20 protein-coding genes are annotated in these 20,066 nt (G+C 47.7%); 13 read left to right on the top strand and 7 right to left on the bottom strand.

Features of this window, described 5'->3' with window-relative positions:
• Positions 1–6 precede the first annotated feature (6 nt).
• From TRNA_RS41200 to TRNA_RS41185, 4 genes are all read left to right on the top strand, one after another.
• Complete coding sequence (locus TRNA_RS41200) at positions 7–1,113, top strand: sensor histidine kinase (RefSeq protein WP_003186134.1); 1,107 nt, start codon at positions 7–9, stop codon at positions 1,111–1,113.
• A gap of 103 nt (positions 1,114–1,216) precedes the next feature.
• Positions 1,217–2,152, top strand: coding sequence for an ABC transporter ATP-binding protein (locus TRNA_RS41195; RefSeq protein WP_003186132.1), 936 nt, complete (start codon positions 1,217–1,219; stop codon positions 2,150–2,152).
• Between the two features lie 16 nt (positions 2,153–2,168).
• Positions 2,169–3,290 carry an ABC transporter permease gene (locus TRNA_RS41190; RefSeq protein WP_003186131.1) on the top strand — a complete coding sequence of 374 codons (1,122 nt, stop codon included), beginning with the start codon at positions 2,169–2,171 and terminating at the stop codon, positions 3,288–3,290.
• 1 nt (position 3,291) lies between these two features.
• The gene (locus tag TRNA_RS41185; protein ID WP_003186129.1) at positions 3,292–4,437 is read left to right on the top strand and encodes an ABC transporter permease; all 1,146 of its coding nucleotides are present in this window, start codon (positions 3,292–3,294) and stop codon (positions 4,435–4,437) included.
• Positions 4,438–4,477: 40 nt separating this feature from the next.
• Here TRNA_RS41185 and gerQ read toward each other — a convergent pair whose 3' ends face one another.
• Together gerQ and TRNA_RS41175 are read right to left on the bottom strand one after the other, a co-directional pair.
• On the bottom strand, positions 4,478–5,014 hold the full coding sequence (gene gerQ, locus TRNA_RS41180; protein ID WP_011198403.1) for a spore coat protein GerQ: 537 nt from the start codon (positions 5,012–5,014) through the stop codon (positions 4,478–4,480).
• A gap of 236 nt (positions 5,015–5,250) precedes the next feature.
• Positions 5,251–6,597: a TrkH family potassium uptake protein gene (locus TRNA_RS41175; RefSeq protein WP_011198402.1), complete on the bottom strand. Its 1,347-nt coding sequence runs from the start codon at positions 6,595–6,597 to the stop codon at positions 5,251–5,253.
• A 419-nt stretch (positions 6,598–7,016) separates the two neighbouring features.
• On the opposite strand from TRNA_RS41175, the gene bslA reads away from it, so the two are divergent.
• Positions 7,017–7,556 carry a biofilm surface layer hydrophobin BslA gene (gene bslA / locus TRNA_RS41165; protein WP_011198400.1) on the top strand — a complete coding sequence of 180 codons (540 nt, stop codon included), beginning with the start codon at positions 7,017–7,019 and terminating at the stop codon, positions 7,554–7,556.
• A gap of 48 nt (positions 7,557–7,604) precedes the next feature.
• On the opposite strand, the gene hemQ is transcribed toward bslA, so the two are convergent.
• The gene (hemQ, locus tag TRNA_RS41160) at positions 7,605–8,369 is read right to left on the bottom strand and encodes a hydrogen peroxide-dependent heme synthase (protein ID WP_003186119.1); all 765 of its coding nucleotides are present in this window, start codon (positions 8,367–8,369) and stop codon (positions 7,605–7,607) included.
• Between the two features lie 289 nt (positions 8,370–8,658).
• Between hemQ and pta the strand changes: the two genes are divergently transcribed.
• Positions 8,659–9,630 (top strand): phosphate acetyltransferase, encoded by a 972-nt coding sequence (gene pta, locus TRNA_RS41155; RefSeq protein WP_003186117.1) that lies wholly within the window; start codon positions 8,659–8,661, stop codon positions 9,628–9,630.
• A gap of 43 nt (positions 9,631–9,673) precedes the next feature.
• On the opposite strand, the gene TRNA_RS41150 is transcribed toward pta, so the two are convergent.
• Positions 9,674–10,624, bottom strand: coding sequence for an amidohydrolase family protein (locus TRNA_RS41150; RefSeq protein WP_003186115.1), 951 nt, complete (start codon positions 10,622–10,624; stop codon positions 9,674–9,676).
• A gap of 18 nt (positions 10,625–10,642) precedes the next feature.
• Positions 10,643–11,422, bottom strand: a complete 780-nt coding sequence (locus tag TRNA_RS41145) for an IclR family transcriptional regulator (protein ID WP_009329804.1) — start codon at positions 11,420–11,422, stop codon at positions 10,643–10,645.
• A 201-nt stretch (positions 11,423–11,623) separates the two neighbouring features.
• Between TRNA_RS41145 and TRNA_RS41140 the strand changes: the two genes are divergently transcribed.
• From TRNA_RS41140 to TRNA_RS41110, 7 genes are all read left to right on the top strand, one after another.
• Positions 11,624–13,099: an aldehyde dehydrogenase gene (locus tag TRNA_RS41140; protein ID WP_009329803.1), complete on the top strand. Its 1,476-nt coding sequence runs from the start codon at positions 11,624–11,626 to the stop codon at positions 13,097–13,099.
• 14 nt (positions 13,100–13,113) lie between these two features.
• A complete protein-coding gene (locus tag TRNA_RS41135) occupies positions 13,114–13,899 on the top strand; it encodes a 2-keto-4-pentenoate hydratase (protein WP_003186110.1) in 786 nt (261 codons plus the stop codon).
• Positions 13,900–13,916: 17 nt separating this feature from the next.
• The gene (locus TRNA_RS41130) at positions 13,917–14,108 is read left to right on the top strand and encodes a 4-oxalocrotonate tautomerase (RefSeq protein ID WP_003186109.1); all 192 of its coding nucleotides are present in this window, start codon (positions 13,917–13,919) and stop codon (positions 14,106–14,108) included.
• Positions 14,109–14,131: 23 nt separating this feature from the next.
• Positions 14,132–14,983, top strand: a complete 852-nt coding sequence (locus TRNA_RS41125; RefSeq protein WP_003186107.1) for an extradiol ring-cleavage dioxygenase — start codon at positions 14,132–14,134, stop codon at positions 14,981–14,983.
• A gap of 38 nt (positions 14,984–15,021) precedes the next feature.
• Positions 15,022–16,398, top strand: coding sequence for an MFS transporter (locus TRNA_RS41120; RefSeq protein WP_009329802.1), 1,377 nt, complete (start codon positions 15,022–15,024; stop codon positions 16,396–16,398).
• A 15-nt stretch (positions 16,399–16,413) separates the two neighbouring features.
• Positions 16,414–17,619 carry a 4-hydroxybenzoate 3-monooxygenase gene (gene pobA, locus TRNA_RS41115; protein ID WP_011198399.1) on the top strand — a complete coding sequence of 402 codons (1,206 nt, stop codon included), beginning with the start codon at positions 16,414–16,416 and terminating at the stop codon, positions 17,617–17,619.
• 101 nt (positions 17,620–17,720) lie between these two features.
• On the top strand, positions 17,721–18,566 hold the full coding sequence (locus TRNA_RS41110; RefSeq protein ID WP_009329800.1) for a lipoate--protein ligase family protein: 846 nt from the start codon (positions 17,721–17,723) through the stop codon (positions 18,564–18,566).
• A gap of 154 nt (positions 18,567–18,720) precedes the next feature.
• Here TRNA_RS41110 and TRNA_RS41105 read toward each other — a convergent pair whose 3' ends face one another.
• Both TRNA_RS41105 and TRNA_RS41100 read right to left on the bottom strand, forming a co-directional pair.
• Positions 18,721–19,050, bottom strand: a complete 330-nt coding sequence (locus tag TRNA_RS41105; RefSeq protein WP_003186099.1) for a YjdJ family protein — start codon at positions 19,048–19,050, stop codon at positions 18,721–18,723.
• 180 nt (positions 19,051–19,230) lie between these two features.
• Positions 19,231–20,019, bottom strand: a complete 789-nt coding sequence (locus tag TRNA_RS41100; protein ID WP_025805379.1) for an RsfA family transcriptional regulator — start codon at positions 20,017–20,019, stop codon at positions 19,231–19,233.
• Between the last annotated feature and the right edge of the window lie 47 nt (positions 20,020–20,066).

Raw genomic sequence — 20,066 nt, 5'->3', positions numbered from 1 at the left:
ATCACCATGGAATTGCGGATTATGACCGGCAAACTGATTTTGTTGGGATTTATCATCTATCAATGCGTTTTTTCGGAAAGTGACAATCTGCCGTGGCTTGTGTTCAGCCTTCTTGTTTACGTCTGTATCAACCTCGGGATTGCGATTTTACCTAAAGGAAAAACAAAAAAGCTTTTTATTATCATTTCTGTCATCATTTCAATCGTTTCTTATGCAGAAGTGCACCCCCTATTTATTTTATTCCTTCCTTTTACCCTGTGTGAAGGAGCAGCCGATTTTGGGCTGCCGAAGTGGGCGGTACTTGCCGCTTCAATCGTTCCGGTCTTGTTTATCAATGAAAGCATCTCAGCGGTCTACGCGTTGACGGCCGCTTTTCAATTTTTGCTGTACTGGGCGGCAAGCCATGATGCAGCGCGGATTGAAAAGCTTGAACATCATATTGATCAAACGAGAAGAGACCTGCAGAAGCTGACAAACATGCTGCGTGAAAACAAAGAGTTTATCAGACAATCCGAATATACTTATAAGCTTGAGGAGCGCAACCGGCTTTCCCAGGAAATACACGATAAAATCGGTCATTCCATGACAGGAGCGCTGATTCAGCTCGAAGCGGCGAAGCGCGTCCTTGACATAGACAAGGAAAAAGCTTCAGAGCTCCTGCAAAATGCGATTAACATCTCCAAGGACGGGATCGAAAATATTAGATTGACGTTAAAAAGCGTCAAGCCGCCCTCAGAACAGATGGGCATCCACAGATTGAGGCTGTTTATCGATGAATGTTCGGCGCAGTACCATATGAATATTTCATTTTTGCATAAAGGCGATTTGGATGTTATTTCTCAGATTCAATGGAAGATTATTTTTGAAAACATCACCGAAGCGCTGACAAACTCGGTGAAATATGCTGAAGCGACACATGTATCCATCTGTATTCATGTGCTGAATACGCTCATTAAAGCCGAAGTGAAAGACAACGGAAAAGGGCGGCAGAAAATCAAGAAAGGGATGGGGATCATCGGGATGGAGGAACGGGCCGCTTCTGTTAACGGAAAGGTGATCGTTGACGGTTCAAACGGCTTCTCTGTCACCACCCTGCTGCCCAAGCATGAATGATTTCATGAATTGAATATGAATTTTCTCATGTGAAAAAGATGAAATGCTGCACTGCCGCACCATTCATCTTTTTTTTATAATGAAATCAAAATGAGGTGAGAACATGAATGTATTGGAAATCCATCATCTGACGAAAAAATTCGGCGACTTCGTTGCCGTCGACAATATATCACTCTCGATCGAAGAGGGCGAAATATTTGGATTGCTCGGCGCAAACGGGGCGGGAAAGAGTACGACCATTCACATGATTTCGAGTTTGTTGAGAAGCAATGAAGGCGAGATCACGATTCTCGGAAAAAACATTGCGAAACACCGCAAGTTCGCCAAGATGAACATCGGCATTGTCCCGCAGGATCTGGCCATTTACGAAGATTTAACGGCATATGCAAATGTGAAATTTTTTGCCGGGCTTTATGGTCTGCGCGGGGCCCATTTACACAATCGGGTTGAAGAAGCATTGCAGTTCGTCGGTTTAAGTGATAAGCATAAAAGCTTCCCGAAAAATTTTTCAGGCGGGATGAAAAGAAGGCTCAATATCGCCTGCGCGATCGCCCACAGGCCAAAGCTGATCATCATGGACGAACCGACGGTTGGAATTGATCCGCATTCGAGAAATTATATTTTGGAATCCGTCAAAAAGTTAAATGCGATGGGATGCACGATTATTTACACGAGCCATTATATGGAGGAAGTTGAAGAGATCTGTACTCGGATCGCCATCGTTGATCACGGAAAAATTATCGCCGAGGGAACGAAGGAGCAGCTGAAATCGATCATTACCAACACAAAAGATATTCAAGTCGTTCTTAAATCTGCGGAAAATATCGATATCGGCGAACTGAAAACGATCAGCGGCGTGGAAGCGGCCGTTCTTGAAGACAATACGATCAAAATCAACTCGGATGCAGGCGTCAATAATTTAAACCAGATTATTGAAAAGCTGATGAAAAACGGGGCCGAGATTCGTTCATTGGAAGAAAAAGCGCCTAATTTGGAAACCGTGTTCCTGACCTTGACCGGAAGACAGTTGCGCGATTAGAAAGGAGGTCCAAGGTTTGAATACACTCATCATTGCGAAAAAAGAAATTGTATCTGCTTTTCGGGACAAACGGACGTTCCTTTTTATGCTGGCATTTCCGATTGTACTGATTATGATTTTAGGCACTGCGCTGACGAATGCTTTCGATCAACAAGCAGCGGTCGGCGAGGTTCGTGTTTTGTATAAAGACAATTCTGACGGAGCGTTTTCGCAAGGCTTTAAAACATTCGTAAAGGAAGCGAAAACATCCGGCGTTCATTTTAAAAAAGTGTTGTCCGATATGGATGAAAAACAAGAAATCAAACAGGGGAACTACGATGCTTATCTTGAGATCGAAAACAGCGGCATCAAGCTTTACCAAATGGATAAAAACAGTATGAAAAACAGCATTATTCAAGGAATGCTGACCGCGTTTGCAAACCGGTACAATGCCGCAGCGGAGATCATCAAAGCTGCTCCTGAGCAAGCGGGCGCCGTGCTCGGGGACGCACCGGGCGACAATTATATCAAGGAGACGTCGCTCAGCTCAGACAGAAAGCCCAGCTCCATGGATTATTATGCGGTTGCCATGACCACTCTGATCGCGCTTTACAGTGCATTAAGCGCCAGCTATTTAATAAGGGGGGAGCGGCTTAGAAAAACAGCCGACCGGCTGATCGCGGCACCGGTTCATAAAGGCGAGATCTTTGCGGGTAAGCTGATCGGCAATCTTGTGACAAACGGATTGTGTATTTTTGCCGTCGTCGCAGTCAGCAAATACGTATTTAAAGCGTACTGGGGAGAGCATCTTGGGCTTGTAGCGGCCGTGCTGTTCAGCATCGTATTGTTTGCCGTATGCCTCGGCCTCGGCGTCAGTTATTTGACGAGAACGGGGGAAGCGGCAGTGGCGATCATTAACGTGTTGATTCCGCTAGTTGCATTTTTCGGGGGCGCTTATTTTCCTGTCGACGATGCGGAAGGTGTTTTAGCTTTGATCACAGACCTGTCTCCGCTCGCCTGGACGAACGAAGCTATTATGAACATCATATTTGCGGACGATTTAGCGGCAGGGCTGCCTGCCATCTTGCTGAACATCGGCTTATCCCTGTTATTTCTGCTGATTGCCGTTGTCTCATTGCAGAGAAGGGAGGGGCTGTAGGATGAAAGAAATGCTATGGCTTGTCAAAAACACACTGAATGTCACTTTTAAAAAGAAGATCAATATCTTTCTGTTTGTATGTCTGCCCTTGCTAGGCATATTCGTATCGCTTTTGACAGAGGGAAGCATGGAAAAGACGGATTTGCGCGTCGGAATCATCAATCATGACGGCGGACGAATCGCCGAAGATACTAAGGATTTTTTGAAGGGGATCGAGAATGTCAACATCAGTGCGGTCAGTGAAGCAGAAGGGAAAAGTCAAGTTGCGGCAGGGGAGCTTGATTGCGTCATTACGTTTGAACAAGGCTTTTCTCAAAGCGTGCAGAGCGGCGAACCGGCTCACATCGCAATCGCATCTGTCAAAGGCGCTGAAATCACCGGATTCGTGAAATCGTATGTCTATCATTATATTGATAATATCGCCGCAATCGGCAAATCGGCGCAGGGGAATGAAAAGCGCTTTGAGGAAATGTATAAAAATTACCGGAATTCTGAAACGAGTGTCAAAACATCTACGATTGAAGACACGGCGAAAAATAGAAACATGACGGAGCGGACGGTCGGTTTTCTTCTGATGGCGATGCTTTTTTCAGCGGGAAGCTTGACCGAACTGTTAGTAAAGGAAAAAGAGAACAGAACGTATTTCAGGCTTTTGACCACACCGATAACGGCAAGGCAGTACGTCATGTCCAATGTGGCCGTCAGTATGTCTGTCATCACATGCCAAACCTTTTTAACATTGATTATGGTGAAATATGTTTTCCGGATGGAAACCGGCATCTCATTTTGGGAGATGGCAGCGGTGCTGCTGATCTTTGCGCTGAGCGCGGTCGGCCTGGCATTGATCACAGTCGTCTTTGCAAACAGCTCCAGGTCATCCGGGGTATTGCGAAATTTGATTTTTATGCCGACGATCATGCTGTCGGGATGTTTTTGGCCGGTTGAAATCATGCCGTCTTTCGCACAGCGAATCGCGGACTTTCTTCCGCAGCGGTGGGTGTTGGATACGCTGGCAAAATTGCAGGAGGGACAGCAGCTTCAAGGTCTGTATTTGAATATCATGATTCTGTTTGCTTTCGCTGCTGTCTTTTTCCTCATCGTCATTTACAAATTCAAACGCAATAATGATGTGAGAAACTTCGCTTAACATCTATAAAAAAAGGGTTCGGCTTAGTTAAACCGAACCTTTATCTTGGTGTATATGAGGCCATTGAATACGGATAATCATAAGTGATCGGCTCATCAAACGTAATATAGTCAAGATACACCATGAGCAGCAAATAGCGTGTGCCCGTTTTTCTGTCGCTTAAAATGATGTGGTCGCGGCCGGCTGCTTCAATTTCTCCCCGAAAGACTTTCGCATTCCATTCCGGATTGTTTTCGAATGTCATATATACGGTTGCCACTTTTCCGCGATTGAGCCGCAAAATGTTTTCAATGTAGGATTGCTCAAGCGGCAGCATGCCTGGGATGCTCGGTGAAGGCTGCTGTCCTGAAGGCATTGGAGGGACCTGGACGCCTGCCGGCTGCGGCTGGGTCAGCTGGGGACCGGGCTGCTGATACGATTGCTGCCCTCCCATTTGGGTGAAAGGCTGCTGTCCCTGCTGCTGGTACATTTGCCCCATCTGCCCCATCTGCGGATAAGGATTGGGGCCCATTTGCTGCCGGAAATCCGGCATCTCAAGCTCCTGAAGCGGCTGAAACTGATTTTTTTTAAATTTCATCTCGTTCCTCCTCATTTCATTGTGTCAAAGTCATGCCTACCATCTATACATGAGGAATGATAAAGTGCTGCTATGAAGACGATCCGGCTGAAAAGCTGTGGGCTGACTCAAGATGATAGATCAATATTTCCCATCCCTTTTACAGTATGAACGGGCGGGAGGGAATATGACGACACATCATGTTGGAAAGAGAAAAACAAAAAGACCGCTCGTGAATAGAGCGGTCTTTCTGCATATTAGCCTGTAATCACTTCATCTTCAGGATGGCGGATCGGCGCCTTCTTCGGCTTGGCCAGCGTAAACGCCATAGTCAGAGGCCCGACGCGGCCGATAAACATCATCATCATGATAACCGCTTTGCCTGCGGCCGTTAAATCAGGTGTCAGTCCCATCGACAGGCCGACTGTTCCGAAAGCGGAAAATACTTCAAAGACGATTTTCAAAAATGGGGCATTCTCTGTGATCGTCAATATAAATAATGCGAAAAGCACGAATAAAAAACTGATCACAATGATGGCTAAAGCTCTTAAAATGGTTTTCATCTTAATCGCCCTTTTGAACACAACCGTCTCGCTTTTCCCCCTTAAAAAGGTGATCGTCGCCAAGATCATCACGATATACGTTGTCAGTTTAATTCCGCTTCCCGTTGACGCACTTCCGGCTCCGATAAACATCAAAACGATGATTAACAGGAGGGACGGCGTTGTCATCTGGGCGATATCAAGCGTATTGAATCCGGCAGTTCTCGGTGTCACGCCTTGGAAGTAAGCGCCCCACATTTTGTCGGCCAAAGGCAGTCCGCCGAGCGTACCCGGATTCGAGTATTCTAAAATGAAAATCAGCAACGCGGCTGTCGTATTGATGATCAATGTTCCAACGATCATGAGCTTGGAATGCAGCGATAATTTCCGGAAGTTTCGCTTTGTCCATAAATCCAGCAGAACGGTAAAGCCGATTCCCCCTGTAATGAAAAGGCCTGTGATGACAAGGTTGACAATCGGATCGCCGACATATTGAGACAAGTTGTCAGGCCACAGGGAAAATCCCGCATTGTTAAAGGCTGAAATCGTGTTAAACAAACTATGAAACAAGCCTTTTTGCAAACCATATTCAGGAACCCATCTGATCGAAAGGATCAGAAACGCCACAAATTCTATGACAATCGTGAAAATAAACAGGTGCTTGACCAAGCGGACAAGCCCGCCTAAAGAAGTCTGGTTAAATGCTTCTTGAACAAGAATCCGCTGCTGCAAGCCGATTTTTTTGCCGATCATCATGACGACGAGGACGGCAAACGTCATTAAGCCGAGCCCGCCGATTTGAATCAGGCACATAATAACGGTTTGTCCGAAAACTGTAAAATCTGCCCCTGTATCTACAACAACAAGGCCAGTTACCGTAGTTGCCGAGGTGGCCGTAAATAAAGCATCCACCCATGAGATATAAGTAGTGGAGGCGCCAGGCAGCTTCAATAAACAAGCCCCGATCGCAATGATAATCAAGAAACTAAGAGCCAGCGTCTGCGGCGGACTAATATTGATGATCTTACCTTTTACAAGATTTGAAGAAACCAATTTAGGCATTTTTCGTTCCTTTCTTCATCCATTCAAAACATGAATGGAGAAAAAGCAAGGTTATGTCAATCATAAACTCGGTTCGTGATGCTTCAATAATGTCAATAATGTACAGCCAGATCCATCGTTTGTCAACAAAAAATCAGGAGAATGAAGAGAAGGGAAGCGGGCAGGCCTTTTGTCCTTTACTAAAGCACAGCGGAGAAAATCAAGAGGAACAACGCCTGGTTAAATTCTATTATTTTGCATTTATTTTAAAAATATGACATGGAAAACATTTACTACAAGCAGAAAAAATGGTAGTTTTTAATAGAAATCACCAAAGTGCCGGCGCTTTGGAAAGAAGGCGTTGCTTGATTTTACATCTTTCTTGCACGCTTTCGTCATGACGAATATGAAAAAAATGATGACTTGGGGGAATTGCTGTGTTGAAAAGAATGTATCGTTCTAAATTGTCAATCTTGGCGGTTAGTCTCGTGATGATGGCTTCGATTTTCCTGCCTTCGTTCCAGGCCAGCGCCCAAACAACAAAAACTGAATCTGTCTACCGCCCGGCTGCGAGCGCTTCCTTGTATTCGGTGATAACAGGCGCCAGCAAACAGGAGTGGTCGTTCTCGGATATTGAGTTAACATATCGTCCTAACTCAATCTTGGCGCTGGGAACGGTTGAATTTACTTTGCCGTCGGGATTTTCCGCCACAACGAAAGATACGGTGAATGGAAGAGCGCTGACAACAGGGCAAATTTTGAACAACGGAAAAACGGTAAGGCTGCCGCTTACAATTGATCTGCTGGGCATTGCGGAGTTTAAGCTGGTGCTGGCCAACAAAACGCTGCCTGCCGCAGGAAAGTATACATTCCGGGCGGAGAACAGAGTACTGGGGCTCGGATCGACTTTCTATGCCGAATCTTCAATCGAAGTGCAAAAACGGGCGACTCCGCCTACACAGCCGTGCAACTGCAAGTAAATAGGCAAAAAAGCTCCAAAGACCTCGGCCTTTGGAGCTTTTTTATCATTACACATGCAAAAATGCAGGCAGCTGTTCTTTTGCAAGGCGGTTGCCGACAAAGAACGAACCGAATTCACCGTAGCGGGCGCTTACTTCATCAAAGCGCATTTCATAGACGAGCTTTTTGAACTGAAGCACATCATCTGAAAAGAGCGTGACACCCCACTCATAATCGTCAAATCCGATTGAGCCGGTAATAATCTGTTTTACTTTTCCCGCATAGCCGCGTCCGATCATTCCGTGGCTGCGCATCAAGTTTCTTCTCTCTTCCATAGACAGCATGTACCAGTTGTCATCGCCCGATCTTCTTTTATCCATCGGATAGAAGCAGACATATTTGGCATCCGGGAGCTCAGGGTACAGGCGCGCCCGCACTTGCGGATTTTCGTAAGGGTCTCCGTCTCCGCTTCCCATATAGTTGCTCAGCTCGACAACGGATACGTATGAATAAGCAGGTATCGTGTATTCAGCGAGTTTGGATTTATTGAACTCGAGTTCGATTTGATTTAATTCCTCCATCGTAGGGCGCAAAATCATCAGCATGAAGTCCGCTTTCTGGCCGACGATGCTGTAAAGCGTATGGCTTCCGTTTCCTTCTTTTTGGGCAGCTCCCCATTTTTCAAGAAGGCCGGTAAATTCGCTGATAATGATCTGGCGCTCATCGCTTGAAAGCATTTTCCATGCGGACCAGTCCATTGTCCGGAAATCGTGAAGGGCATACCAGCCGTCAAGCGTTTGTGCGGCTTCATTCGTTTTTTGCTGTTCGCTCATTTTGCAATCACTCCCAATTTGTATGTACTTGTCTTCATCATATCATAGTTTGCCGCGTTTTATCCGTTTAGAAGTTTTGAACAAAAGGTGACCATCTGTCGTATAACTGGGAAAGGCTGTTATATACTAATAGAAGTGTTTAAAGCCTTTCTGAAATTAAATTAATTAAAAAAAGCGTTTAAAAAGTGTAAACGTTATAATAAAATACAGAAGGATTGAATTTATATCACAAAAGAGTATGCTTAATAGAGAAATGAAGTATTTGTGACACTTTCAAGGAGGGTATATAGTGGCAGATCTATTTACAACAGTGCAGGGAAAAGTAGCAGGAAAAGGAGTTAAAATCGTATTTCCGGAAGGTTTGGACGAGCGTATTCTTACAGCTGTCAACAAATTGGCCGGAAACAACGTGTTAAAGCCGATCCTTGTAGGAAACGAGCAGGAAATCAAAGATAAAGCAAACGGGTTGAATTTAACGCTGGATGGCGTTGACATATACGATCCTCATACATATGAAGGGATGGAAGACCTTGTTCAGGCTTTCGTTGAACGCCGCAAAGGCAAAGCGACGGAAGAGCAGGCCCGCCAAATCCTTTTAGACGAAAACTACTTTGGAACGATGCTTGTTTATAAAGGGCTTGCCGACGGCCTTGTCAGCGGTGCGGCTCATTCAACAGCGGATACGGTTCGCCCGGCGCTGCAAATTATTAAAACAAAAGAAGGCGTGAAGAAAACATCAGGCGTCTTTATCATGGCGCGCGGCGATGAGCAGTACGTATTCGCAGACTGTGCGATCAACATTGCGCCTGACAGCCAGGACCTTGCGGAAATCGCAATCGAAAGTGCGAACACAGCGAAAATGTTCGACATCGAACCTCGTGTCGCCATGCTCAGCTTTTCAACAAAAGGTTCGGCAAAATCAGACGAAACTGAAAAAGTAGCCAACGCGGTTGCAATCGCAAAAGAAAAAGCGCCTGAGCTTACACTTGACGGCGAATTCCAATTTGACGCGGCATTCGTTCCGTCTGTCGCTGAGAAAAAAGCGCCGGACTCCGTCATTAAAGGAGATGCAAACGTATTTGTTTTCCCAAGCCTTGAAGCGGGGAATATCGGCTATAAAATCGCTCAGCGCCTCGGCAACTTTGAAGCGGTCGGTCCGATTCTGCAAGGGCTGAACATGCCTGTAAACGACCTGTCCAGAGGGTGCAACGCTGAGGACGTTTATAATCTTGCGCTGATTACGGCGGCTCAAGCTCTGTAATAGGCTTCCTGAAAAAGGTGAACCTGAAGAGGTTCGCCTTTTTTTATGCTTCAATCGCTACATTCAGCAGAGACTCCGCTCCTTTCCGGCCGGGATCGAGAGGCGGCCACTGACAAAGGTCGAAAGGAAAATCGGAACCCGGAACAAGGCGGTCTTCTCCGACAAGCTTCTTCAAATATGCCGCGCTTTCTTGCTCCCATAGCACACCATCAAACCAAAACTTCCGCAAATATTCGCGCGGCGGAGCCGAAAGCGATGAAGAAACGCCGGCCCATTTGTCATACCCTTTGTTCAGTCTTCCGATCTGATAAGGCAAAAAGCCGCCTCCGTGGGCCAAAAGAATTTTCACATTGCGAAACCGGTCTGTAAACCCGCTTAACAAAAGGTCTGCGGCACAAATCGTCGTTTCCCACGGAACGCCGATCAAGTTTGGCAGCATCCTGCGGCGGAGCCGCGGATCTTCAGAAAGGAGCGGATGTATAAAGATAATCGCTTTTCTTCTATCAGCCGTTTCCCAAAACGGTGTAAATGCTTCGTCCGAGAGAAGTAGTTGCGAAGCGCCGGGTCCGATAATCGCTCCTTTAAGCCCGTTGTTCATCGCTTCATTCAGGCGCTCGCTCGCCTTTGAAGGGCTGTTCAGCGGGACTGTGCCGAGTCCCGAGAGGCGGCCGTCGTATTTTTTAACCCATTCGGCAAGCGCTTTGTTGTATACAAAAGATAATTCGTCCGTGATTTCTTCGGCGAGATCGTAAAGGAAAAGCTGGGGAACCGGCGATACCAATGAGTGTGTGACGCCGGCCTCCTGCTGGGCTTCCAAATATAAAGCCTCCTGGTAGAAAAGCTCTTTTAATTCAAAGCCCCATTTGTGATTGACCGTCAAAAACTCCGCTTGGCATCCAGCCTTTTTTTCGCGGACAGCGTGGACTCTCTTTTCATTGTCTTCCAGCCAAAGCAGCACATCGCGCGGTATAAAGTGCGTGTGAAGATCATACAAAGCTGATTCCCCCAATTTTTATATTCGTTTCCAGTACCCGATCCTTTCGGAAATATCCCGGGCCGCTTGTTTCACTTGGTAAATGATTTTCGCCTGCCGGGCCTTGATGCGTTTTGCAGGGCCTACGACACTGACGGCGTACAACACTCGACCTGCGTGGTTTCTGACGGGAGCTGAGATTGATGTGACACCATCTATGAATTCCCCGCAACTGACGTCAAATCCGTTTTCTTTAACGGTTTTCAGCACATCCCTCAATTTGTCCCCGTCTGTAATGGTTTCTTTCGTACAGCTTTTCAAGCCTTCCTTCACATACTCGTCCAATATGCCCTCTTCATCAAAGGCGAGAAGCACCTTACCTGAGCTTGTGCAGTGCATCGGGTTTTGCCGCCCGATATATGAGAGAAGTTCGACCGGGCGGGGGCATTCCGTCCGATTGAGATAAACGACGCTGAGACCGCGGCGCATCGCGATATGCGACGTTTCGCCGGTCTCATCGGTCAGCCGTTTGAGGACCGGCAGGGATTCGCGGTTGATTTCAAGAGTGGAGTTGACAATGGTGTTTAACTGCAGGACCGATAAGCCGAGCTTGTATCTTCTGGATTCCGGGTCCTTCATGACAAACCCTTCGCTTTCCAATGTAGACAAAAGGCGCGAGACCGTGCTTTTTCCGAGGCCAAGCGACGAGGCGAGTTCGGTTAGTTTCTTTTCCGGTGTGTCTAAGGTAAACGATTGAAGCAGCCGAAGCGCATTTTTTACTGAACCGAGCAGCTGGTGGTCCTTCGTCTCAACAGTCATAGGTTCCTCAACTCTCTCCCTTGTTTTTGTTTCCTTTTATTCCATAATATAACACGATATAAAAAATAAAAAAGCGGAAAATATCAAATTTTCGGAAAAAATGTCTGATTTGTTCCGCATAGAGGAACATTGCTGTTTTCTTGTCAGTTAAAATCCTTTAATTTAATGGAAAGGATTTGAAAAGGAGGATGTTTGCAGAATATGAATGTTCAAACTCCATCGGAAAAACTCGTAAAACCTTTTGACTGTCAGCACTACATAAACGGCAGGTACTTTCCTTCAGAGAAAGGCAGCACGTTTGACAACATCAATCCGGCTACACAGGAAATTATCGGAAGCGTTGCGGAAGGAGGCAAAAAAGAGGTCGATCTTGCAGTCGCGGCAGCCAGGCGTGCATTAAACGGACGCTGGAAAAACATGACCGCTGACGAAAGGATTCGGATCATCAGAAAGGTCGGCGACATCATACTTGAGCGTAAAGACGAACTGGCGAGGCTTGAGACATTGGATACGGGAAAACCGCTTTCGCTCTCAAGCACTTTGGATATTCCACGTGCCGCTTTCAACTTTCATTTCTTTGCGGATTTTATGAGAGGAGCCGGAACGGAAGCTTATCAAACTGACGATCTTGCAATCAATTATGCGATTCGCCGTCCGGTCGGCGTCGTCGGGCTGATCAATCCGTGGAACTTGCCGCTTCTTTTGCTGACGTGGAAATTGGCGCCTTGCCTGGCGGCGGGAAATACAGCCGTTATCAAACCGGCTGAACTGACGCCGATGACAGCCACCCTTCTCGGGGAAATCTGCCATGATGCAGGGATGCCTGACGGAGTCGTTAATATCGTCCACGGATTTGGACCAGATTCCGCCGGTGCTGCGCTTTCTGAGCATCCCGATGTCGATGCGATATCTTTCACCGGAGAAACGACAACCGGCAAAGTCATTATGGAAGCTGCTTCGAAAACATTAAAGAAACTTTCCTTTGAATTGGGAGGGAAGAACCCGAACATTATTTTTGCCGATGCCGACATGGATGAAGCCGTCAGCACCTCATTGAAATCGAGTTTCGTCAACCAGGGGGAAGTATGTATGAGCGGCTCCCGCATCTATGTCGAGAGGGAAGCGTATGACGAATTTCTGAACAAGTTCGTTGAGAAAACGAAAAAGCTCAAAGTCGGCGATCCTTTTGATCCGGACACGAATATCGGCGCCTTGATTTCTTCTGAACACACAGAGCGTGTGATGAACTACATCGAATTGGCCAAACGGGAAGGCGGCAATATTTTAACCGGAGGAAAACGCCCTGAAGGACAGGAATCCGGCTGCTTTCTTGAACCGACGATTATCACCGGACTTTCACGCAATTCCAGGCTCATCAAAGAAGAAATCTTCGGTCCGGTCGTAACGGTGATTCCGTTCGACGATGAGGAGGAAGTGATTGCACAGGCTAACGACACACATTACGGGTTAAGCGCGACCTTATGGACGAACGACCTCCGCCGGGCGCACCGCGTAGCCGGGCAAATCGAATCGGGCATGGTGTGGGTCAACAGCTGGTTTCTCCGCGATCTTCGGACGCCGTTTGGCGGCATGAAACAGAGCGGACTCGGACGAGAAGGAGGCATTCACAGCCTCGAATTCTTCAGCGAATTAACCAATATTTGCATCAAGCTGTAAAAGGGGGGAAGCGGATGAATACCGCAGCATTAAAAGATACGGCGCGACTCTTGTATCTTGCCGAAACAGAGAAGCGTGAAGTTGAAAGAATCACAAAGGACTACCCGGAGCTGACCGTTGAAGAGGCGTATGCGATCCAAGAAGAGCTGATTCAGCTTAAATTATGGGATGGCAATAGCATCATCGGTCCGAAAATGGGACTGACCAGCCGGGCGAAAATGAAGCAGATGAACGTCGAGGAGCCGATCTACGGTTATATTTTTGAAGATATGATCGTGCCAAACGGCGGAAGCATCCGGATGAACGAGCTGATTCACCCGAAGGTTGAAGCAGAGATTGCTTTTGTGCTGGGGGAGGATATTGAAGGACCGGGTGTTACAAAGGAGCAGGTCCTTGAAGCCGTTGCTGAATTGATTCCCGTTCTAGAAGTGATTGACAGCCGCTATGAAAATTTCTCATTCACTTTGCCTGACGTCATCGCGGACAATGCGTCATCTTCAAGAGTGGTGTTAGGTGAAAAAGTGAAGAAGCCGGACGATTTCAAGCTGGATGAAGCAAGAGTCTCTTTAATGATAAACGGCGAGGTCAAAGAGCGGGGCACTGGAGCAGCGGTTGTCGGGCATCCCGCAAATTCGGCGGCCATGCTCGCCAACATGCTCTCCCGGAAAAAACAAAAGCTTGCGGCTGGCAGCATCATTTTAACGGGCGGTGTAACGGGAGCTGTCATGCTGCAGCCGGGCGACCGCGTTTCAGCACAAGTAGAAGGGCTGGGAGATGTATCATTTTCGGTCAAGCCATAACCTGAGGTGATTATGATATGCCGATTGTTCATATTCAACTATTAGAAGGCCGGCCGCCTGAAAAGGTCGAGGAAGTCATTCGAAAAGTGACGGAAACGTTGAGCGCCACCCTAGACTCTCCGAAGGAAAACGTCCGCGTTCTTGTCACCGAAGTTTCTAAAAGCCACTGGGGCATAGGCGGCACACCGGTCTCAAAATTAAGACCTTAAAGAAGGCGATGGGAGGAATCTACATGTCAATCGAATTGGCGGCGCTTGTTCCGCATACACCGAGGATGTGTTTTGAAGATAAAACCCCTGACTTCCAAAGAGAGCTGGTCAAGGGCATGAAGAGGCTCTCCAGGATTATTGAAAGAATTGAGCCCGATGCCGTTGTCCTGATTTCCTGTCACTGGACGTCAAGCTTTGACCATCTGATCGATGCAGCTCCCGACCATCAAGGCGTTTTAACGGCTTTGGAGTGTCCGAATTTAATTTCCGATGTTCCGTATTCTTACCCCGGGGACACTGAATTGGCGCTGCAATTGGCTGAAGCCGGCAGAGAAGGGGGGCTTTCCGTCATTCCTGTCAATGATCCAGCTTACTGCTGGGATTACGGGACGGTCGTTCCGCTGCGCTACCTCGTTCCAAAGGGAGATATTCCGGTTATCGATTTATCGGTTACATTGGCCGCGAACCTGGAAGAAACGCATTTGTGGGGCCGGCTTGCCGGAAGAGTGCTGAAAGAAAGCAGAAAGAAAACCGTGTTCATCAGCAGCGGGGCGCTAAGCCATCATTTGGTGAGGGGGCCGGAATGTATGCCGACATTGGCCGAACAGGCCCTCGATGCACAATTTTTGACCTACTTAACAGACAACGATCTTTTATCAGCTCAGCAGATGCTGCCTCAATATGCTAAAAACGCCGGGCTTGAAGCCGGCGGCCGCCACATTGCAATGCTATTGGGCGTGCTGGAGGACGGATGTAAAAGCACGTTTTACGGATACGGTCAGTCTTCCGGGAGCTCCAATGTCGTCATGGCATTCGAGCCGGCGGGACAAAAAGCTCGCACGCACGCTTTCAATGAAAAAGATACCGTGCGTTAAGCTGCTTTCATAATACGATAAGAATCGTGGAGGGGAACATGAAAAATCGTTCAGTTCATCCAGCGGAAGTCATGGCGGCCAGCAAATTTAACAAAGTGCACCTGACTGTTTTCCTGTGGTGTTTTTTCGCCATTGCCTTTGACGGTTATGATATTGCAATGTACGGCGTCAGCCTGCCATGGCTGATGGAGGAATGGAGCCTGACCGCCATCCAAGCCGGAGCGATCGGGAGCTATACATTGATCGGCATGATGCTCGGCGCGCTTATTTTTTCGCCGATCGCAGATCAATACGGCCGCAAAAAGGTGTTGGGCTTCTGTATCTTTCTGTTCAGCCTGTTTACTGCAGCAGCCGGTCTGATCGATTCTCCGCTTTTGTTTACGATCATGCGGTTTCTCGCTGCGCTTGGAATGGGCGGGTTGATGCCGAATGCCATTTCGCTGATGACAGAGTATTCGCCGAAAAAAAACAGAGCGGTGATTGTAGCCGCTATGTATTGCGGCTATTCTGCAGGCGGTGTGCTGGCTTCCCTCGTCGGCATGTTCGCCGTGCCCGTGACAAGCTGGAGAGTGCTCTATCTGATCGGAGCCGTGCCGCTCTTCGTGCTCCCGTTCTTTTTCAGCAGGTTTCCCGAATCTCTGTCATTTTACGTTTTGAAGAAAAAGACGAAAGCGCTGGCTGAGATTTTCAATCAGGTGCATCCGGCGGGACGCTACAGGGAAGACGACAATTATCAAATCTCGGTGATTGCGAAAGAAAAGAAAGGCTTTCCGGTAAAAAAACTGTTTGGACAAAAACGTGCAGCCAGCACATTCGCATTCTGGCTTTCCGTTTTCAGCTGCCTTCTCATGGTTTACGGCTTAAATACATGGCTTCCGAAAATGATGCAGGCGTCAGGCTACGGGCTGTCGTCAAGCTTGTCATTCAACTTGGCGCTTTGCTGCGGACAAGCCGCAGGAGCGGTATTCGGCGGATATTTGGCAGATAAAGCCGGCCATAAAAATGTGCTTGCGGCTATGTATGTCATCGGAGCCTTTTGTTTTGCAGCATTTGGAATGACGATGAACCCCGTTCTTCTGTACTTGCTGATTGCCTTAGGCGGGGCATGCACCGTCGGAGCGCAAAATATCGCCAATCCTTATATTTCTGAGTATTATCCGAAAGAAATCAGAGCGACCGGCATCGGCTGGGCGCTCGGGGTCGGCAGACTCGGAGCGATCATTGCGCCTTCGCTGTTTGCATTGATCCTTGCTTCCGGCATGGAGCCGAAGCAGGCTTTCATGGTGTTCGCGATCCCGAGTGTTTTTGCTGCACTCGGCATCATGCTCGTCCAAGAGAAACACGCTTCATTTGATTTTGTCTCTAAGTCGGAAAGCGCCGGGTATACATTAGAAGCCACATCAAAACATGGATAAAGGGAGGAAACCATTTTGCGGACACAAGTGGGAATTATCGGAGCGGGACCTGCCGGGCTTATGCTCGCTAACCTGCTCCACCGCAGGGGAATCGAAGCGGTTGTGATCGAATCCCGCTCGCGAAAGGAGATTGAAGAGACCGTCCGTGCAGGCGTTCTAGAACAGATGACGGTAGATTTGCTGAATGAAACAGGTGCCGGTGAACGGATGATGAAAACAGCTATGTTTCATCAAGGAATTGAGATTCGCTTTGGCGGCAAGCGGCACAGAATTGATATGCACAAGCTGACGGGGGGGAAATACATTGCCATCTATCCCCAGCATGAAGTGATCAAAGATTTAATCGCCGCCCGCCTGCAATCGGAAGGGCGCATCGTTTTCAATGTGTCTGACGTCCGCCTTTCAAATATTGATACAGAAGCGCCTGTCATCACTTATCAGAATGAAAACGGCGATACAGAAGAACTGAACTGCGATTTCATCGCAGGGTGCGACGGCTTTCACGGGCCGAGCAGACAAAGCATTCCGAAGGAGATCCGCAAAGAGTACGAAAAGGTGTACCCTTACGGATGGCTCGGCATATTGGCTGAAGCCCCTCCGTCCTCGCCTGAACTTGTATATGCCCATCATGAAGACGGGTTTGCCCTCGTCAGCACAAGGACACCGGAAATCCAGCGGCTTTACCTGCAAGTCAGTCCTGCAGATTCAGTCGGGAACTGGCCGGACGAAAGGATATGGGAGAAGCTTCACCTAAGGCTGTCGGCCGATGACGGATGGAAGCTGACTGAAGGCCCGATCATTCAAAAAAACATTGTCTCGATGAGAAGCTTTATATGCGATCCAATGCAATACGGCAGACTCTATTTAGCGGGGGATGCCGCGCATATTGTACCCCCGACAGGTGCGAAAGGCCTGAACCTTGCGATGGCGGATGTCCAGCGGCTTGCATGGGCGCTCGAAGACTATTACGAAACCGGAAGAATCGAACGGCTGGCCGGCTATTCTGAGTCTTGCCTCCGCCGCGTCTGGAAAGCTGAACGCTTTTCCTGGTATATGACATCCCTGCTGCATCGCCATCACGGCTACACCCCTTTTGACTACCAGATTCAATTGGCTGAACTTGACCATGTTACGACTTCAACGGCGGCCGCTCAAAGTCTTGCCGAGAATTACGTCGGGCTGCCGCTTGAATTCGGAGAACCGTCTTTAAGCGTCACTTGAATGAAGGAAGCGCCGGAGATAAGAAAATTTCCACCACATGTTTTCGTAAATGGTATAATGGATGTTGGCTGAAATGCAAAACGAAAGGGTTTACACTATATATGGCAAAGCAACCGATTGATCTACTCATCCAGCCGAAATGGAGAATCATTGACCAATCCAGTCTCGGCCCATATTTTGATGCAAAACAATCATTTGCGATAGATGATACGCTGTGCGCTTCTGTCGGGAAAGGTTTATCTCCGGCGACCGCGCGTTCCTGGGTGCACCATGACACGATTGTGCTCGGAATCCAGGATACAAGGCTCCCTTATTTACAAGAAGGGATTTCATTGCTTGAAGAAGCGGGCTATCAAGCCATCGTCCGCAATTCCGGCGGACTGGCCGTCGTTTTGGACAGCGGGGTTTTAAACGTTTCCCTGATTTTTCAGGATAAGAAAAACGGAATTGATATCGACAGAGGCTATGAAGCGATGTTTGAGCTCGTTAAGCGAATGCTGTCATCCTATGACGCAGCAATCGAAGCCTATGAAATCAAAGGCTCCTACTGTCCAGGAAGCTTTGATTTGAGCATCGGGGGAAGGAAATTTGCGGGAATTTCCCAGAGGCGCCTGAGAGGCGGAGTGGCTGTTCAAATTTATTTGTGCGCTGATCAAAGCGGAAGCGGGCGCGCTGAGCTGATCAAACGCTTTTACGACACCGCCTTGAAAGACATGCGCGGGAAAACAAAAGCCGTTTATCCCGATATTCGCCCGGAAACGATGGCTTCGCTTTCTGAGCTTCTCAATGAAGACATTTCGGTGCAGGACTTGATGCTCTTGCTTCTGACACAGCTGAAAGAGCTGGGCGGGGAGATTTATCAAGGCCCTCTCACGCCCGCAGAAGAGGAAGTGTATGAGAAAAACCTTGTCCGCATGATTGAACGGAATGAAAAGGTTTTTGGATAGAAGAAGAGCCTCCGCCGCCTTTATATTCGTTGTCAGGCATGCTTAAAGCGGTGAAAAACCAGCGGGCTGTAAAATGCTTCAAAGACGGCAAAATCCTAAAACGGTTGAACGTTTTAGGATTTTGCCACACCTCACCGCTTCCGGAGCGGTTTTTTTATGCTGCGCTCGAAGCGCTTTTTCGTTTTACATATGTTTTGATGAGAAGATAAGCCGCCAAAGCGATGATATACGCCAAACTGACGGCCATTAAAATAACGGTTGCCGGCGTATGCTTGGCCGCATAGACGAAAAAATCAAGCTGTGAAATATTATGTGCGTTTTTAATGGAGTCCTCTCCGTACAGCCAACTTGTAAACTTGGCTGTATATTTCCACTCCCACGGCACCTTTAAAAGCTCGCTGCCTTGATACCAGCTTGCCAATGCAGAAAACAAAAACAAAAGGGCCGCAGTGCCGAACTGAACCGCATATAAAACAAACTTCATCGAATACCCCGCCTTATGAATTGCTATCCCTATTATGAAATTTTTGTCATATAAAAGCAAGCCGCAGAAAGGTAAAAATACCCCCTTTTTTAAAGAAAGGGGTATCCTCGTATCGAAAAATGTTTGTATGCATTGTCAGTCCTTGCTGCCTGAACGTCTCTGCCGCATCCTCTGAGAGCGCTATTCAGCCATTTTTTCTAAATTGCCGTTCCGGTCCATTTTGAAGGCGGGCGCAGCGTGTTCGTCTTCTTCGAATAAAACTAGTTTTCTTGCACGGTTCATAATTTTTACGAGCGTTTCGTAGTCTTCCTGGATGGTTGTCTGGTCTTTTTCCAGCTTTTTGACTTCCGCTTCAAGCTTTTCAACTTTCTTCGTCAGTTCTTCGTTTTCCTGTTTTAAACGTTCATTTTCCATTTTTAAAGCGGCAGTTTGTTCTTCGTTTCCTGTATAGTTTTGCAGGAAGCGGATCACATCATCGATCGTCATGTCTTTCGATGTATCGGCTGTATGGCCGGCCTGCGGCTGATTTGGCGATAGAAGGTGAGATAAACTAGCTAACTCTTCTTTAAAGCTCTCATCAACATAAGGCAGATGCTCGCTGGCGATCGGCTGCTGTTCGCTTGAATCTGCGGTTGCTTTCTTCTGCTCAACAACGCTTTCTGCAGGAGGTTCAGCATTCGTTTCGACCGGCGGCTTGTATAATAAGCGTTTTTTCGCCGGCTGTCCGTTTCCGAGGGCGCGCATTCTTTGCTTCCTCTGTTTTTTAGCCAGCTGCAATGCTTTTTCGTATTGGTGGCGGACAACTGCGTTCCATCTAAAACCGCAGGCGGCTGATGTCCTGTTCAGTCTGTCTCCGACTTCCTCGAAGGCGTTCAGCTGTGTGCTCCCTTCCCTGACATGCCGCAATACCGTTTCAGCAAGCAGTAAATCATTTTCCTCAGACCAAGCGTCTTGTCTTTGTTTCATCACTTCTCAACTCCCATTGTCAGTATTGGTATTAGATTGTCCATTTTGGA

The organism is Bacillus licheniformis DSM 13 = ATCC 14580 (assembly GCF_000011645.1).
In the GTDB taxonomy this organism is placed as follows: Bacteria; Bacillota; Bacilli; order Bacillales; family Bacillaceae; genus Bacillus; species Bacillus licheniformis.
Note: the sequence above shows the minus strand (reverse complement) of the source record. Positions and strands in the feature narration are given on the sequence as shown.